The 13,738-nt window shown below is 56.7% G+C and carries 19 protein-coding genes; 13 read left to right on the forward strand and 6 right to left on the reverse strand.

Going from position 1 to position 13,738, the window contains the following annotated elements; translation table 11 throughout:
* Positions 1-2: 2 nt before the first annotated feature.
* Genes phnH through phnP form a run of 9 tightly spaced genes read left to right on the forward strand, consistent with a single transcriptional unit; the run spans position 3 to position 7,210 of the window.
* Positions 3-584 (forward strand): phosphonate C-P lyase system protein PhnH, encoded by a 582-nt coding sequence (gene phnH, locus ACT3RR_RS17150; RefSeq protein WP_496200813.1) that lies wholly within the window; start codon positions 3-5, stop codon positions 582-584.
* A complete protein-coding gene (locus ACT3RR_RS17155) occupies positions 584-1,681 on the forward strand; it encodes a carbon-phosphorus lyase complex subunit (protein WP_353500702.1) in 1,098 nt (365 codons plus the stop codon). The genes phnH and ACT3RR_RS17155 overlap by 1 nt, the downstream gene beginning before the upstream one ends.
* A complete protein-coding gene (locus tag ACT3RR_RS17160) occupies positions 1,668-2,558 on the forward strand; it encodes an alpha-D-ribose 1-methylphosphonate 5-phosphate C-P-lyase PhnJ (protein WP_353500701.1) in 891 nt (296 codons plus the stop codon). The genes ACT3RR_RS17155 and ACT3RR_RS17160 overlap by 14 nt, the downstream gene beginning before the upstream one ends.
* Positions 2,558-3,349 (forward strand): phosphonate C-P lyase system protein PhnK, encoded by a 792-nt coding sequence (phnK, locus tag ACT3RR_RS17165; RefSeq protein ID WP_353500700.1) that lies wholly within the window; start codon positions 2,558-2,560, stop codon positions 3,347-3,349. The genes ACT3RR_RS17160 and phnK overlap by 1 nt, the downstream gene beginning before the upstream one ends.
* 13 nt (positions 3,350-3,362) lie before the next feature.
* Complete coding sequence (gene phnL, locus ACT3RR_RS17170) at positions 3,363-4,070, forward strand: phosphonate C-P lyase system protein PhnL (RefSeq protein ID WP_496200814.1); 708 nt, start codon at positions 3,363-3,365, stop codon at positions 4,068-4,070.
* Positions 4,067-5,203: an alpha-D-ribose 1-methylphosphonate 5-triphosphate diphosphatase gene (gene phnM, locus ACT3RR_RS17175; protein ID WP_353500698.1), complete on the forward strand. Its 1,137-nt coding sequence runs from the start codon at positions 4,067-4,069 to the stop codon at positions 5,201-5,203. The genes phnL and phnM overlap by 4 nt, the downstream gene beginning before the upstream one ends.
* Positions 5,204-5,217: 14 nt before the next feature.
* A complete protein-coding gene (gene phnN, locus ACT3RR_RS17180) occupies positions 5,218-5,805 on the forward strand; it encodes a ribose 1,5-bisphosphokinase (RefSeq protein WP_485902047.1) in 588 nt (195 codons plus the stop codon).
* Positions 5,802-6,437 carry a DapH/DapD/GlmU-related protein gene (locus tag ACT3RR_RS17185; RefSeq protein WP_496200815.1) on the forward strand — a complete coding sequence of 212 codons (636 nt, stop codon included), beginning with the start codon at positions 5,802-5,804 and terminating at the stop codon, positions 6,435-6,437. Before phnN ends, ACT3RR_RS17185 begins: the two co-directional genes overlap by 4 nt.
* A gap of 23 nt (positions 6,438-6,460) precedes the next feature.
* A complete protein-coding gene (gene phnP, locus ACT3RR_RS17190) occupies positions 6,461-7,210 on the forward strand; it encodes a phosphonate metabolism protein PhnP (RefSeq protein ID WP_496200816.1) in 750 nt (249 codons plus the stop codon).
* Positions 7,211-7,222: 12 nt separating this feature from the next.
* On the opposite strand, the gene ACT3RR_RS17195 is transcribed toward phnP, so the two are convergent.
* The gene (locus tag ACT3RR_RS17195; protein ID WP_496200817.1) at positions 7,223-7,861 is read right to left on the reverse strand and encodes a hypothetical protein; all 639 of its coding nucleotides are present in this window, start codon (positions 7,859-7,861) and stop codon (positions 7,223-7,225) included.
* Between the two features lie 193 nt (positions 7,862-8,054).
* Between ACT3RR_RS17195 and ACT3RR_RS17200 the strand changes: the two genes are divergently transcribed.
* The gene (locus ACT3RR_RS17200; RefSeq protein ID WP_034795315.1) at positions 8,055-8,573 is read left to right on the forward strand and encodes a type 1 glutamine amidotransferase domain-containing protein; all 519 of its coding nucleotides are present in this window, start codon (positions 8,055-8,057) and stop codon (positions 8,571-8,573) included.
* An 89-nt stretch (positions 8,574-8,662) separates the two neighbouring features.
* Here the strand turns inward: ACT3RR_RS17200 and ACT3RR_RS17205 are convergent, their stop codons facing one another.
* Positions 8,663-9,103: a YhbP family protein gene (locus tag ACT3RR_RS17205; RefSeq protein ID WP_496200818.1), complete on the reverse strand. Its 441-nt coding sequence runs from the start codon at positions 9,101-9,103 to the stop codon at positions 8,663-8,665.
* Between the two features lie 104 nt (positions 9,104-9,207).
* Here ACT3RR_RS17205 and ACT3RR_RS17210 point away from each other — a divergent pair, with 104 nt between their 5' ends.
* A complete protein-coding gene (locus ACT3RR_RS17210) occupies positions 9,208-9,504 on the forward strand; it encodes a GIY-YIG nuclease family protein (RefSeq protein ID WP_485902038.1) in 297 nt (98 codons plus the stop codon).
* 8 nt (positions 9,505-9,512) lie between these two features.
* Here ACT3RR_RS17210 and ACT3RR_RS17215 read toward each other — a convergent pair whose 3' ends face one another.
* From ACT3RR_RS17215 to ubiT, 4 genes are all read right to left on the reverse strand, one after another.
* Positions 9,513-10,034, reverse strand: a complete 522-nt coding sequence (locus ACT3RR_RS17215; RefSeq protein WP_496200819.1) for a GNAT family N-acetyltransferase — start codon at positions 10,032-10,034, stop codon at positions 9,513-9,515.
* Positions 10,035-10,037: 3 nt separating this feature from the next.
* Positions 10,038-10,307, reverse strand: coding sequence for a type II toxin-antitoxin system TacA family antitoxin (locus ACT3RR_RS17220; RefSeq protein ID WP_485902034.1), 270 nt, complete (start codon positions 10,305-10,307; stop codon positions 10,038-10,040).
* A gap of 176 nt (positions 10,308-10,483) precedes the next feature.
* On the reverse strand, positions 10,484-10,987 hold the full coding sequence (locus ACT3RR_RS17225) for a GNAT family N-acetyltransferase (protein WP_353500691.1): 504 nt from the start codon (positions 10,985-10,987) through the stop codon (positions 10,484-10,486).
* The gene (gene ubiT / locus ACT3RR_RS17230; protein WP_353500690.1) at positions 10,981-11,502 is read right to left on the reverse strand and encodes a ubiquinone anaerobic biosynthesis accessory factor UbiT; all 522 of its coding nucleotides are present in this window, start codon (positions 11,500-11,502) and stop codon (positions 10,981-10,983) included. Before ubiT ends, ACT3RR_RS17225 begins: the two co-directional genes overlap by 7 nt.
* Before the next feature lie 309 nt (positions 11,503-11,811).
* Here ubiT and ubiU point away from each other — a divergent pair, with 309 nt between their 5' ends.
* Together ubiU and ACT3RR_RS17240 are read left to right on the forward strand one after the other, a co-directional pair.
* Entirely contained in the window at positions 11,812-12,807 is a 996-nt protein-coding gene (gene ubiU / locus ACT3RR_RS17235; RefSeq protein WP_496200820.1) for a ubiquinone anaerobic biosynthesis protein UbiU, read from the forward strand.
* A gap of 14 nt (positions 12,808-12,821) precedes the next feature.
* Positions 12,822-13,700, forward strand: a complete 879-nt coding sequence (locus tag ACT3RR_RS17240; protein ID WP_353500688.1) for a U32 family peptidase — start codon at positions 12,822-12,824, stop codon at positions 13,698-13,700.
* Positions 13,701-13,738: the final 38 nt, after the last annotated feature.

Raw genomic sequence — 13,738 nt, forward strand, 5'->3', positions numbered from 1 at the left:
TCATGTCACTAGTTGCCAGCTTCCAAAATCCCGTCGCCGATGCACAGTTCAGCTTTCGCCGCATCCTTAAAGCCCTTAGCGAGCCGGGAACCTGCGTCAAACTGCCTGCCGTTCCGGGCTTCGGCGCGCTCGGCTCTGCCAGCGCCTGCGTGCTGTTAACGTTGATTGACCAAGACACGCCGCTGTGGATAAGCGCCGCGCTGAATGACGACATTCTGCGTAAAAACCTGCGTTTCCATACCGGCGCGGTTCTGACCGAAGAGCCGTCCTCCGTTAGCTTCGCGCTGGCAGACCCGGCCCTCGACAGCGCCACCCTGCTGGCCTTTCCGTGCGGCGACGAAATGTCTCCAGAGCTTGCCACCAGCGTGATTGTGCAGCTCGACGGTTTGAGCGGCGGAACTGCGCTGCGCCTGACCGGGCCGGGCATTGAGTCCGAGCGGCTGATCACCCCGCTACTGCCAGACGCGGTGCGCCAATACCTGCTAAACCGTCCGCACCGCTTCCCGCTGGGGCTGGATTTCATGTTTACCTGCGGTGACGAGCTGATTGCCGTGCCGCGCACCACCCGCGTGGAGGTTTGCTGATGTACGTAGCCGTTAAAGGGGGCGAAAAAGCCATTGCTGCCGCCCATCAACTTCTGGCGCACGAGCGCCGTGGCGACACCCACGTTGATGAACTGGAATGCGCGCAAATCGAACAGCAGCTGGGTCTGGCGGTAGATCGCGTGATGAGCGAAGGCGGAATTTACGACCGCCAGCTGGCCGCGCTGGCTATCAAACAGTCGAGCGGTGACCTGGTCGAAGCGATTTTCCTGCTGCGCGCCTATCGCACCACTCTGCCACGCCTCGCCACCAGCCAGCCGCTGGACACCAGCGATATGCGCCTCGAACGCCGTATTTCTGCGGTGTATAAGGACTTGCCGGGCGGACAGGTACTTGGCCCGACGTACGATTACACCCACCGTTTGCTGGATTTCGCCCTGCTGGCCGAAGGCGAAGCGCCGTTCACGCCCATCGCCGACGAAACCCTTCCAGAGCAGTGCAGCCACGTCTTTGACCTGCTGACCGCGCAACAGTTGGCGGTGAAGGAAGAGGACGACGGCAGCGAGCCGGAAGACATCACCCGCACTCCGCCGGTTTACCCCGCTTCTCGCGCGGCTCGCCTGCAACAGCTGGTGCGCGGCGACGAGGGTTTCCTGCTCTCCCTGAGCTACTCCACCCAGCGTGGTTATGGCCGCACCCACCCCTTTGCTGGCGAAATTCGTACCGGATGGCTGACGGTGGAAATCGTGCCGGAAGAGCTGGGCTTTGCGATTGATATCGGCGAGATCCTGCTGACCGAATGCGAAATGGTGAACGGCTTTGTCACCCCGGACGACAAGCCGCCGCACTTCACCCGTGGCTACGGCTTGGTGTTTGGCCGCGCCGAGCGTAAGGCGATGTCGATGTCGCTGGTCGACCGCGCATTGCAGACCAAAGAGTACAACGAACTGGTGAACAGCCCGGCGCAGGACGAAGAGTTCGTGCTGTCCCATGCCGACAACGTCGAGGCCGCCGGTTTTGTTTCCCACCTCAAACTGCCGCACTACGTTGACTTCCAGGCCGAACTGGAACTGCTGAAACGCCTGCGCCAGCAGCATGATTCAACGACTTCACAGGACTCAGACCATGAAAAGCAGTGATAACCACGCCCCCATCATCGCTGGCTATAACCACGGCTATCTCGACGAGCAGACCAAACGCATGATCCGTCGCGCCATTCTAAAAGCCGTGGCGATCCCCGGTTATCAAGTGCCGTTCGCCGGTCGCGAAATGCCAATGCCTTACGGCTGGGGCACCGGCGGTATTCAGATCACCGCCAGCATTATTGGTCAGCAAGACGTGCTGAAAGTCATCGATCAGGGCGCGGATGACACCACCAACGCCGTGTCGATTCGCAAGTTCTTCCAGAGCGTAGCCGGGGTGAAAACCACCGAGAAAACCGTTGATGCCTCGCTGATCCAGACCCGCCACCGCATCCCTGAAACGCCGTTGACCGAAGATCAGGTGCTGATTTTCCAAGTACCCATCCCTGAGCCGCTGCGCTTTATCGAGCCGCGCGAAACCGAGACGCGCAAGATGCACGCGCTGGAAGAGTACGGCGTGATGCAGGTGAAACTGTATGAGGACATCGCGCGCTTCGGCCATATCGCCACCACCTACGCCTACCCGGTCAAGGTGAACGATCGCTACGTGATGGACCCGTCGCCAATCCCGAAATTTGATAACCCGAAAATGCACATGATGCCGGCGCTGCAACTGTTTGGTGCCGGTCGCGAGAAACGCATTTACGCCCTGCCCCCGTTCACCAAGGTGGAAAGCCTCGACTTCGAGGACCACCCGTTCACCGTGCAGCAGTGGGACGAGCCTTGCGCTATCTGCGGCTCGCACCACAGCTATCTCGACGAAGTGGTGCTCGACGACCTCGGCAACCGGATGTTCGTGTGCTCAGACACCGACTTCTGCGCCCAGCAGGTCGAACTGAACAGCCAACAAACCCAGAATAAGGCGCAACACTGATGACCACTCCACGCCAACTCAACGCTGAACCTCTGCTGTCGGTCAACAACTTGACCCACCTGTATGCGCCGGGCAAAGGCTTCAGCGATGTCTCTTTTAATCTCTATCCGGGCGAAGTGCTGGGCATCGTGGGCGAATCTGGCTCCGGCAAAACCACGCTGTTGCAGTCAATCTCCGCCCGCCTCGCGCCGCAGCAGGGGCAGGTTATTTATAACAACGGCCAGCAGGCACCACAGTCGCTTTACGACATGCCGGAGAGCGATCGCCGTCGCCTGCTGCGCACCGACTGGGGCGTGGTGCATCAGCACCCGATGGACGGCCTGCGTCGTCAGGTTTCCGCTGGCGGTAATATCGGCGAGCGCCTGATGGCCATTGGTCAGCGTAACTACGGCGACATCCGCAAACAGGCCGCAAAGTGGCTGGAAGATGTGGAAATCCCGGTGTCGCGCCTTGACGACATGCCAACCACCTTCTCCGGCGGCATGCAGCAGCGTCTGCAAATCGCCCGCAATCTGGTGACCCACCCGCGCCTGGTGTTTATGGATGAGCCGACCGGCGGTCTGGATGTATCGGTACAGGCCCGCCTGCTCGACTTACTGCGCACCTTGGTGGTGGAGATGCAGCTCGCGGTGGTGATTGTGACCCACGATTTGGGCGTCGCGCGCCTGCTGGCCAACCGTCTACTGGTGATGAAGCAGGGTCAGGTGGTGGAAAGTGGTTTAACCGACCGCGTGCTCGACGATCCACATCATCCTTACACGCAGTTATTAGTTTCCTCGGTATTGTCTTAACAGGTGACCAAAAATGACGACAAAGCTCAGGGTCGAAAACCTCAGTAAAACCTTTGTATTACATAACCAGAACAGCGCACGGTTGCCGGTTTTCAATAACGCCAGCCTGCAAGTTGATGCCGGGGAATGCGTTGTGCTTCACGGCCACTCCGGCAGCGGAAAATCCACCTTACTGCGTTCGCTCTACGGCAACTACCTGCCGGACAGCGGCCATATTTGGGTCGAACATCAGGGCCAGTGGGTCGACATGGTGGGCTCAGAAGCGCGGGAAATTCTCGCCGTGCGCCGCCACACCGTCGGCTGGGTGAGCCAGTTTCTGCGCGTGATCCCGCGTATTAGCGCCCTGAATCTGGTGATGCAGCCGCTGATTGAACTGGGCGTCGACAAAGCCGAGGCCGAAGATCGTGCCAGCCACCTGCTCACTCACCTCAACGTGCCGCAGCGCCTGTGGCACCTCGCGCCGTCCACTTTCTCCGGTGGCGAACAGCAGCGCGTGAACATTGCGCGCGGTTTTATTGTCGACTACCCGATTTTACTGCTCGACGAACCGACCGCCTCACTGGATGCCACCAACCGCGCCGCGGTGGTGACCCTGATCCAGCAAGCCAAAGCTCGCGGAGCCGCCGTCGTAGGCATTTTCCACGATGAAGACGTGCGCGAGCGCGTCGCCGATAGACTCTATGCCATGACACCAGCGCCCTCTGCGGAGATCCCAGCATGATCATTAACAATGTCAATTTGGTCCTAGAAGATCAGGTAGTTAAAGGCTCGCTGGAAGTGCAGGACGGCGTCATTACCGCCTTCGCCGACACCAGCAGCCAACTGCCGCAGGCGATCAATGCTGAAGGCGGCTGGTTGCTGCCGGGGCTTATCGAGCTGCATACCGATAACCTCGACAAGTTCTTCACCCCGCGCCCGAAAGTTGACTGGCCGGCCCACTCGGCGATGAGCAGCCACGACGCGCTGATGGTCGCCAGCGGCATTACCACCGTGCTCGACGCGGTGGCGGTGGGAGACGTGCGCGACGGTGGCCATCGTCTGGAAAACCTGCAAAAGATGATCGACGCCGTGGTCAACAGCGGCAAGGCGGGCCTGAACCGCGCCGAGCATCGCCTGCACCTGCGCTGCGAGCTGCCGCACGAAAGCACTCTGCCGCTGTTTGAGAAGCTGATGCACACCGAAGTGCTGTCGTTGGTCTCCCTAATGGACCACTCGCCGGGCCAGCGCCAGTTCGCCACGCCGCAAAAGTACCGCGAATACTATCAGGGCAAATACAACCTGAATGACGACCAGATGGAGGTGTTTCAGGAAGATCAAATCCAGAACTCCCTGCGCTGGGCCAAACCGAACCGCTACGCCATCGCCGAGCACTGCCGCAATCTGGGCATCGCGCTGGCCAGTCACGATGACGCCACCACCGCGCACGTCGAAGAGTCGCGCGCGCTGGGCAGCGTGATTGCCGAATTCCCGACCACTGAAGAGGCTGCGCGGGCCTCACACGCATGTGGCCTGCAAGTGTTGATGGGTGCGCCAAATATCGTTCGAGGCGGCTCGCATTCTGGCAATGTCGCCGCGCATCATCTGGCGTCACTGGGTATTCTCGACATCCTGTCTTCTGACTACTACCCGGCCAGCCTGCTCGACGCCGTGTTCCGTATCGCCAATGACGACAGCAACGGCTTCACGCTGCCGCAGGCGGTTGGTCTGGTGACGCGTAACCCCGCCCGCGCGCTGAGTCTGCAAGACCGGGGCGTGATCGCTGAAGGAAAACGCGCCGATTTGGTGCTGGCTCGCACCCACGCCGACCACCACTATGTGAAGAACGTGTGGCGTCAGGGAATTCAGGTGTTTTGATAAAGGAATGATTGATGAGCCGACTCGTTTACTTGATGGGCGCATCGGGAGCAGGCAAGGATAGCCTGCTGGATGCCCTGCGCCACGACCTGCCGCCCAATTTGATGGTGGCCCATCGCTACATTACTCGCCCTGCCAATGCTGGCTCGGAGAACCATATTGCCCTCAGCCAGCATGAGTTTTCCCAGCGAGCCGAGCGCGGCCTGTTTGCGCTGGAGTGGCAGGCTCACGGTTGCCATTACGCGATCGGCATTGAGATAGACCACTGGATGCAGCAAGGCTGCAACGTGGTGATCAACGGCTCTCGTGCTTATCTGGAACAGGCGATGCAGCGCTACGGCCAGCGGCTTATCCCAGTCTGCTTGCAGGTGTCCGAAGAGGTTTTGCGCCAGCGTTTAGAGCAGCGCGGGCGGGAAAACAGCGAGCAGATCCAGCATCGTTTGCAACGGGCGGCGCAGTACGCCAATCAGATGCCCGCCCATTGTCAGAGATTGGAAAACAACGGCCAGTTACAACAGACGCTGGCAGGACTGTTGCAGCTACTCGCTGCGCCTTCCACCGCGTTTCTCTATCCTATTTCTCCCCAGAAGGTTGAGCCATGAGTGATATTGTTGAAAACCCGCAACACGCTGAAATCGACTTCTCGCAGCCTAAAATCGGCGAAAACGTGGTGATGAATAAGTCCCGTGCCGGGCGCTACGTTCACATCTCAGATAACGCCATCTTTGAAGAATCCACTATCGACGACTACTCCTATACCGCCGGTAACAACCAGATTCATTACGCCACCATTGGCAAATTTGTCTCGATTGCCACCTATGTGCGCATCAATCCGGGCAACCATCCGACCTATAATCGCATTGCTCAGCACCACTTTACCTATCGCGCTTCGGCCTATGATTTGGGTGAAGATGACGTGAATTTCTTCGACTGGCGCCGCGAGCATCACGTCACCGTGGGCAATGATGTCTGGATCGGCCACAACGCGGTGATTATGCCCGGCGTGAAAGTGGGCAATGGCGCGGTGATCGGCACCTCAGCCGTGGTGACCAAAGACGTCGAGCCTTACTCCATCGTGGCGGGCGTGGCGGCGAAGAAGATTGGTATGCGTTTTAACGACGGCTTGATTGAGAAAATCGAGCGCAGCCAGTGGTGGAACTGGGATCACGAGACGCTAAGAGCGCGCATGCCTGATTTCCGCAACCTCGAAAGCTTTGTCGAAAAATACCTTTGAGTACTCCATTAAAGGATCCGTGCATGCAATTGACCTTTCTCGGCACCGGCGGAGCACAGCAGGTGCCCGTTTTTGGCTGCGACTGCGGCGTGTGTGAACAGGCGCGAAAAGACCCGGCGTTTCGCCGTCAGCCTTGCAGTGCAAAGTTGGAATATCAGGGGGAAGTGACGCTGATTGATGCAGGATTGCCGGAGTTAGCCCAACAGTTTGCGGCGGGCGAAATTCAGCGTTTTTGGCTTACACATTATCATATGGATCACGTTCAGGGGTTATTTCCGTTGCGCTGGGGTGTTGGAAATGCGATCCCGGTCTATGGTCCGCCGGATGAAAACGGCTGCGACGACCTGTTCAAACATCCGGGCATTCTGGATTTTCAGCCGCCGTTTCAACCCTTTGTCCCCCGTAATTTCGGCAACCTGCAACTGACGCCGCTGCCGCTCAATCATTCTAAAATCACCTTCGGCTATTTGATTAAAACCGAGTGGGCGACGCTGGCTTACCTCACCGATACCGCCGGTTTGCCGCTGGCGACGGCAAAATATCTGGAGGAGATCCCACTGGATGCCATGGTGCTGGATTGCAGCCACCCGCCGCGCGACATCCCCGACAAAAATCACAATGACGTTCATCAGGCGCTGGCTATCCATGAGCAGTTAAAACCGGGCAAAACCTATCTGACCCATATCAGCCACAAGCTGGATTTATGGCTCCAGAGCAACCCATTGCCGGAAAACGTCATCGCGGCGCGAGACGGGCAGACGCTGAGTTGGTAAATATCACGGGCTTTATTGACGGGCGATAGCGGCCAGCTGGTTGGACTCCAGCACGGTGATACCGCCCAGACCGGCATTGAATGCCTGTTGCTGCATCGCCTTCGCCACGTCGAGGGCATCGATGGCTTTCCATTTGCCGGGCAGCAGCTTGAATAGCGGCGCGCTGAGCTGTTCGAGTAAGCGCGGAGGCTGGCGCTGTCCCACCAGCAATGAGGGGCGAATCAGCGTCAGCAGTGGCCATTTCTGCGCAATCAGCGCCTGTTCAATCTCGCCTTTAGTGCGGTTATAGATTAAACGCGAATGAGGGTTGGCGCCGTTGGCACTGACCAGCAGGCAATGGCTGGCGCCGAGTTTACGCGCTGCGATGGCGCTGTTCACCACCATCTTGAATTCGATTTCGCGAAAAGCCGCCGCGCTTCCCGCCTGCTTGCGAGTAGTGCCTAAGCAGCAGAAAAAAAGGTCTATCGGCTCATCCAGGTCCGCCACCAGCGCGGGGATATCATCGCCGACGGGGTTGACCAGCTTACTCAGTGAGGCCAATGGTCGCCGCGTCGGGGCAACAATGCGACTCACACGTGAGTCTTGCTCAAGCAGGCAGAGCAGCTCCGCCCCCACCAGCCCGCTGGCCCCCAGCAAAAGTACCTTTGCCATGATATTTCCTTATGTCGATTCAGCCGCGTAGCGTTGTCTTTTCTGCGCGGGAGCGCCATCAGACATATCTTGTTACTGACTGATTATAAGCCAGATGGAGAAACAGACTCGGACGAATCCGGTTTGACCTCAGCCGTCATGGGGTCCAAGCTTTATACATCAAGACATTTTCCATTAAGCAACGGGAGACATGATGAGCAAGAAAATTGCAGTCCTAATCACTGACGAATTTGAAGACTCAGAATTCACCTCGCCAGCGGAAGCCTACAAGAAAGCCGGCCACCAAGTGATCACCATTGAGCATAAAGCCGGAAATGTCATTCATGGCAAGCAGGGCAAAGCCAAAGTCACCATTGATAAATCTATTGATGATGTCAAAGTCGCTGACTTCGACGCTCTGCTGCTGCCGGGCGGCCACTCGCCAGATACTCTGCGCGGCGACGATCGCTTCGTCGAGTTTACTCGCCAATTCGCCAAAAGCGGCAAGCCTATTTTCGCCATTTGCCACGGCCCACAGCTGCTGATTAACGCGGATGTCATTCGCGGACGCAAGCTGACTACAGTGAAACCGGTGGTGGTTGATGTGAAAAACGCCGGAGCCGAGTTCTTCGACAAAGAAGTGGTGGTCGATAACGACACGCTGGTCACCAGCCGCACGCCAGATGACTTACCTGCGTTTAACCGCGAGTCGCTTAGAGTGCTGGCGGCATAACTCAACTAAATAGCCAAACTAATGCGATAGTTTGACTGAATAGTTTGAACCACAGGGCCGGGAAACCGGCCCTTTTGGTGTCTGCCAATCTAGCTTTCGCTACGCTGCCATCTCAACTTGGTGCCAAACCCGAGATTATTGTCGGTCATCTTGATTTCATTGAGTTTTAACGCCCAAACGGGGGCTTTCATCGTTGCCGCAATGGGGAACTGCTGGCAATAACGCTGGCGCGCCGCCTGCTCTTCATCACCAGAGAGAATCACCGCCTCGCCGCGATACTGAATGCCACGAATCAGCGCAATGCTCTCCGGCTGGGGTGCAATGGTGCCCACCACCTGCGGGTTTTTTGCCATCATCGCACCGTGTTGGGTTTTCAGCTCGGTCATGAAATAGAGCGTCATGATTTCCGTGTCCGCCACGTAAAAACAGTTGGCGCTCCACATCTCCCCATCTGCCAACGCGCACAGCGCCAGCACGTGATTGTCATCAAGAAAGGTGCTGATATGTTTTACATCGGTCGCGTCAGTCATGCACTGCCCCTCAAAATTAACTGCCGCCAGTTTAGCGCGCTATCGGCGCGATAAGGTAAACTTGCCGTTCAACTTCAATTCATAGCATCGCGTTGCCATTCAAAATGTCCGAGTCTGCCGAGCCATCACGCTGGTTTTTATACATGCTGCGCACGCCGTCCGGCATGCTTTACACCGGCATCACCACCGAAGTCGAACGCCGCCTGACCCAGCATCAGTCGGGTAAAGGCGCCAAAGCGCTGCGCGGTAAAGGCGAACTAGAATTAGTGTTCCACTGCGCCGCCGGAGATCGCTCACTGGCCTCAAAGCTTGAACTAAAAGTGAAGAAACTGACGAAAGCGCAGAAAGAGAAACTGGTGAAAGAACAGCCGGGGAGTTTGGAGAGTTATTTGGTCAAGTAAACAGTAAATTAGGAAGAGAAAAGCTTTTCTATCGACTTAGTCGGTAAGAAAAGAGAATGGGCATTATCGCCAGCAAGAGGGATGAAACCCAGTTTCTGGTAAAAGCCTTTTGCCTTCACATTCAGCGCATCAACAAACAGTGCGTGAACGCCAACGGCCTTAGAAGCTAAGTAAACCACCTTCATGGCGTGAGTTACCAGCGTGGTTCCCCACTCCTGCCCGTGCAGATCTTTATGAACCGCCAAACGGCCCAATGTAATGCTCGGGACATTTTCATAAGGCACTTTTCTTTTCTGAGTATTTGATGGCAGAGCAGCCTTCTCAAAGCAGCTGCCCGACAGCGTGTAATAACCTAAGACCTTGGGTTTTGGCTCTTTGGTTATGAGCAGATAACCGCGCAAAATGCGATTTCTGTGTTGCCGCACAAGGTGCTCGGCCAGAAAAACGTTGAGAGATTCCTCTCCGCAGTCAAATGCCTCAAAATCATATTCGGCGTCTTCAACCAACATCCCTATTGTTAAATCGTCCACCTCTTACTCCATATTCTCGAGACGCTTGGCGGCTCGTTTCAATCTATCATTCAGTTCAGGTGGGTTGCTGAGGGCATCCATCACCAAATTCCACGACTCTTCGTTAAGGATGAGTCGCCGATGGTGTTCGATAACCTCGGCAGCACGTTTCGAGGCGCTGGCAACCATAAACTGCGTGATGGTCTGGTTGGACATTGCCGCAGCTTCTTCGATCGCGCTTTTATCAGCGTCGGATAATCTCAGATCGATGCGCTGTTTCTTCAAGGCTGACATGTGGTACTCCTAGACTGCTAACGCACAGACGGCAGCTATTCTCTTCTTTTGTGATTTTATAATTTGGAGAGATGCACGAAATGCATATCTGTACGGTTTTTTACCGTACAGATACTATAGAAGGAAGTGATTAATATTTCAACGGATACGTGCTTTTTATAAGCAGCCCGTCAGACTCAAAAACGATTAAACGCCGCCGGGAAAGTCACTTCGCCGTGGGCATCATTGAGGGCGTCATCACTCAGGGTGTAGAGCTGGAAAGTGGCTTCCGTGCCTGACCAGCGGCAGTGCAGGTCGTGCTGGGCTGCGGGTTTAAAGCCGAAACGCTGATAGTAGTTAGGATCGCCTAGCACCACCACGGCGGCGTAGCCGAACTCATTGAGTGAGTCCAAACCTTCGTACACCAGCTTTTCGCCAAAGCCCTGCCCGCGCAGTGATTCATCGACTGCCAACGGTGCCAGAGAGACCCAATTACGGTCTTCTCCTTTGATATCAACCGGGCTGAAAGCCACGTAGCCGACCACCTGACCTTCGTCATCGGTGGCAACCACGCCGAGGGTTAGCAAACCGTCTTCGCGCAGCTCTCTGACCAAGTCTGCTTCGTCGTCGCGCTTGAAAGCTTCGCGCAATAAACGGTCTATGCCGGCGGCATCAATCGGTATTTCGGTACGAATTAACATGTTTGCACTACCGGAGCGCCAGGCTCGCGGTCCTCTTGTAAACCTGCTTCAATGAAGTCTGCCAGGCGCATTAAGCCGCTTTTCAGCAGCAAAGGCATGCTGTCCAGATCGACGGCGTCCATCAGATTTTTGACGTACAGCCCGAGTTCCGTATCTCCTTCGATACGCAACCGGCGCTGGAAGAACAGCGTATCAGGGTCTTGCTTGCGCGCGGCGATCAGTACCAAATCGTTAGCATTGCCGCTAAAACTGACATCCGCCTCGCCCTGCTCGCTAATCACCAGCTTGCTATCTTCAACTGACATCAGCCAGCTTAGACCAAGATCGCTGACTTCGATTTTTAACCAGCGATCTTCGAGAAAATCCAAATCGCCCTCGGCCAGCGCCTGCCGGAATTGCCAGCTAAGTACCTGTTGCAAAACCTGCCGCTGTACGGCGAAAGGCGTGAATTTTACCGGCAAACTTAGTAATGACGGCCCCTGACGCACCATACGTGCTCGTAGTTTTTGCAACACTGGCACCACTCCTTTAAGTAACGTTGGACACTGATTTGCTCAAGAGATGGGCCCTATTTTGCCACATCGCCTATTCAGTACCGCGTCCTGCATCAATAAATACTGCAACAGAAAGAAAGCGCGCACAACCACCCTCGCCCCGAGTCGGCTCCAACCGGGTATAAACTGCCTCAAATCAAAATACTGCGCGTCCGCCTTCTCTAAAATAGGTCCCCAGTAAAATGCTCTCTGATGAAGGCCTTACGTCAGCGAGCCTCCCTCTTTCATTCTTACCGGCGCAGTTTTACCGGCTAAAGTCAGGAATAAACCATGGAGCTACTTTGCCCGGCGGGTAATTTGCCCGCGTTGAAAGCGGCCATTGATCAGGGTGCCGACGCGGTCTATATCGGCCTGAAAGACGATACCAATGCCCGCCATTTTGCCGGTCTGAACTTTACTGAGAAGAAATTGCAGGAGGCGGCAAATTACGTACATCGCCACCGCCGCAAGCTGCATATCGCCATTAACACCTTCGCCCATCCTGACGGCTTTGAGCGCTGGGAGCGCGCCGTCGACATGGCCGCGCAGCTGGGCGCCGACGCGCTGATCCTGGCCGATATCGCGATGCTCGATTATGCAGCCAAACGCTACCCGCAGGTTGAGCGCCACGTGTCGGTTCAGGCTTCGGCCACCAACGATGAAGCCATTAAATTTTATCAGCGCAATTTTGATGTTGCCCGCGTGGTGCTTCCCCGCGTGCTGTCGATGCATCAGGTCCGCCAGCTATCGCGTACCAGCGTTGTGCCGCTGGAGGTGTTCGCCTTTGGCAGCCTGTGCATCATGGCGGAAGGCCGCTGCTACCTCTCCTCCTATCTGACCGGCGAGTCGCCAAACACCGTGGGTGCCTGCTCTCCCGCGCGTTTTGTTCGCTGGCAGCAGACGGCACAGGGCATGGAGTCGCGCCTCAACAATGTGCTGATTGACCGCTATGACGAAGGCGAAAACGCCGGATATCCGACGCTGTGCAAGGGGCGCTATCTGGTGGACGGCGCGAAGTACCACGCGCTGGAAGAGCCCACCAGCCTGAATACGCTGGAGCTGCTGCCTGAGCTGTTTGCCGCCAATATCGCGTCGGTGAAAATCGAGGGGCGTCAGCGCAGCCCGGCCTATGTCAGCGAAGTAACCCGCGTCTGGCGCGCCGCTATTGATCGCTGTGCGGCCAATCCGCAGGCGTTCACCACGGATACTCAGTGGATGACGCAGCTAGGTTCAATGTCAGAAGGCACCCAAACCACGCTCGGTGCCTACCACCGCAAGTGGCAATAATGGCAGGGGAAACGATGAAATACTCTTTAGGCGCCATCCTTTATTACTGGACGAAGCAGGACGTTGAGGCGTTTTATCAGGCCGCCGCCAGCAGCAGCGCCGATATCATCTATCTCGGCGAAAATGTCTGTACCAAACGCCGCGAGATGAAGGTCAATGACTGGCTGGAAATCGCCCGCCAGCTCGCCGCCAGCGGCAAACAGGTGGTGCTTTCAACCCTCGCGCTGCTGCAAGCGCCGTCGGAACTGAACGAGTTGAAACGCTACGTGGAAAACGGCGAGTTTCTGCTGGAAGCCAATGATTTTGGCGCGGTGAACATGGCGGCCGAGCGCAAACTGCCGTTTGTCGCCGGGCACGCGCTGAACTGCTACAACGCCGCCACTCTTAAGATTCTGCATCAACAGGGCATGACGCGCTGGTGCATGCCGGTGGAGCTTTCTCGCGACTGGCTGGTGAACTTGCTCAATCAGTGTCAGGACATGGGGATTGGCGGCAAGTTCGAGGTGGAAGTGCTCTCCTACGGCCACTTGCCGCTGGCCTACTCGGCGCGCTGCTTTACCGCGCGCTCGGAAGACCGGGCCAAGGATGATTGTGAAACCTGCTGCATCAAGTATCCGCAGGGCCGCAAAGTGCTGTCGCAGGAGAACCAGCAGGTGTTCGTGCTCAACGGCATTCAGACCCAAAGCGGCTATTGCTACAACCTCGGCAATGAGCAAACATCAATGCAGGGCTTGGTGGATATTGTCAGATTGTCGCCGGAAAGCCTGCAAACCTTGCAGGTGCTCGAGCAGTTCCGCCGCAATGAACAGGGGCTATCGGCGCTGGAGTTGCAGGATAAAGCCGACTGTAACGGCTACTGGCAGCGCGTCGCCGGGCTGGAATTAGTGCAATAAAGCCAAAACAGGCGCAGCGACTGCGCCTGTTCTCCACG

Origin of the sequence: Ewingella sp. AOP8-B2-18 (assembly GCF_052376015.1) — a bacterium.
GTDB lineage: Bacteria > Pseudomonadota > Gammaproteobacteria > Enterobacterales > Enterobacteriaceae > Ewingella > Ewingella allii.

Excerpts from the sequence above, each read along its gene's own strand:
- phnP (WP_496200816.1), top strand. The coding sequence starts at position 6,461 with ATGCAATTGACCTTTCTCGGCACCGGCGGAGCACAGCAGGTGCCCGTT.
- phnH (WP_496200813.1), top strand. The coding sequence starts at position 3 with ATGTCACTAGTTGCCAGCTTCCAAAATCCCGTCGCCGATGCACAGTTC.
- ACT3RR_RS17200 (WP_034795315.1), top strand. The coding sequence starts at position 8,055 with ATGAGCAAGAAAATTGCAGTCCTAATCACTGACGAATTTGAAGACTCA.
- ACT3RR_RS17155 (WP_353500702.1), top strand. The coding sequence starts at position 584 with ATGTACGTAGCCGTTAAAGGGGGCGAAAAAGCCATTGCTGCCGCCCAT.
- ACT3RR_RS17220 (WP_485902034.1), bottom strand. The coding sequence starts at position 10,307 with ATGTCAGCCTTGAAGAAACAGCGCATCGATCTGAGATTATCCGACGCT.
- phnL (WP_496200814.1), top strand. The coding sequence starts at position 3,363 with ATGACGACAAAGCTCAGGGTCGAAAACCTCAGTAAAACCTTTGTATTA.
- ACT3RR_RS17240 (WP_353500688.1), top strand. The coding sequence starts at position 12,822 with ATGAAATACTCTTTAGGCGCCATCCTTTATTACTGGACGAAGCAGGAC.
- ACT3RR_RS17195 (WP_496200817.1), bottom strand. The coding sequence starts at position 7,861 with ATGGCAAAGGTACTTTTGCTGGGGGCCAGCGGGCTGGTGGGGGCGGAG.
- ACT3RR_RS17185 (WP_496200815.1), top strand. The coding sequence starts at position 5,802 with ATGAGTGATATTGTTGAAAACCCGCAACACGCTGAAATCGACTTCTCG.
- ACT3RR_RS17205 (WP_496200818.1), bottom strand. The coding sequence starts at position 9,103 with ATGACTGACGCGACCGATGTAAAACATATCAGCACCTTTCTTGATGAC.
- ACT3RR_RS17210 (WP_485902038.1), top strand. The coding sequence starts at position 9,208 with ATGTCCGAGTCTGCCGAGCCATCACGCTGGTTTTTATACATGCTGCGC.
- phnN (WP_485902047.1), top strand. The coding sequence starts at position 5,218 with ATGAGCCGACTCGTTTACTTGATGGGCGCATCGGGAGCAGGCAAGGAT.
- phnK (WP_353500700.1), top strand. The coding sequence starts at position 2,558 with ATGACCACTCCACGCCAACTCAACGCTGAACCTCTGCTGTCGGTCAAC.
- ubiU (WP_496200820.1), top strand. The coding sequence starts at position 11,812 with ATGGAGCTACTTTGCCCGGCGGGTAATTTGCCCGCGTTGAAAGCGGCC.
- ACT3RR_RS17225 (WP_353500691.1), bottom strand. The coding sequence starts at position 10,987 with ATGTTAATTCGTACCGAAATACCGATTGATGCCGCCGGCATAGACCGT.
- phnM (WP_353500698.1), top strand. The coding sequence starts at position 4,067 with ATGATCATTAACAATGTCAATTTGGTCCTAGAAGATCAGGTAGTTAAA.
- ACT3RR_RS17160 (WP_353500701.1), top strand. The coding sequence starts at position 1,668 with ATGAAAAGCAGTGATAACCACGCCCCCATCATCGCTGGCTATAACCAC.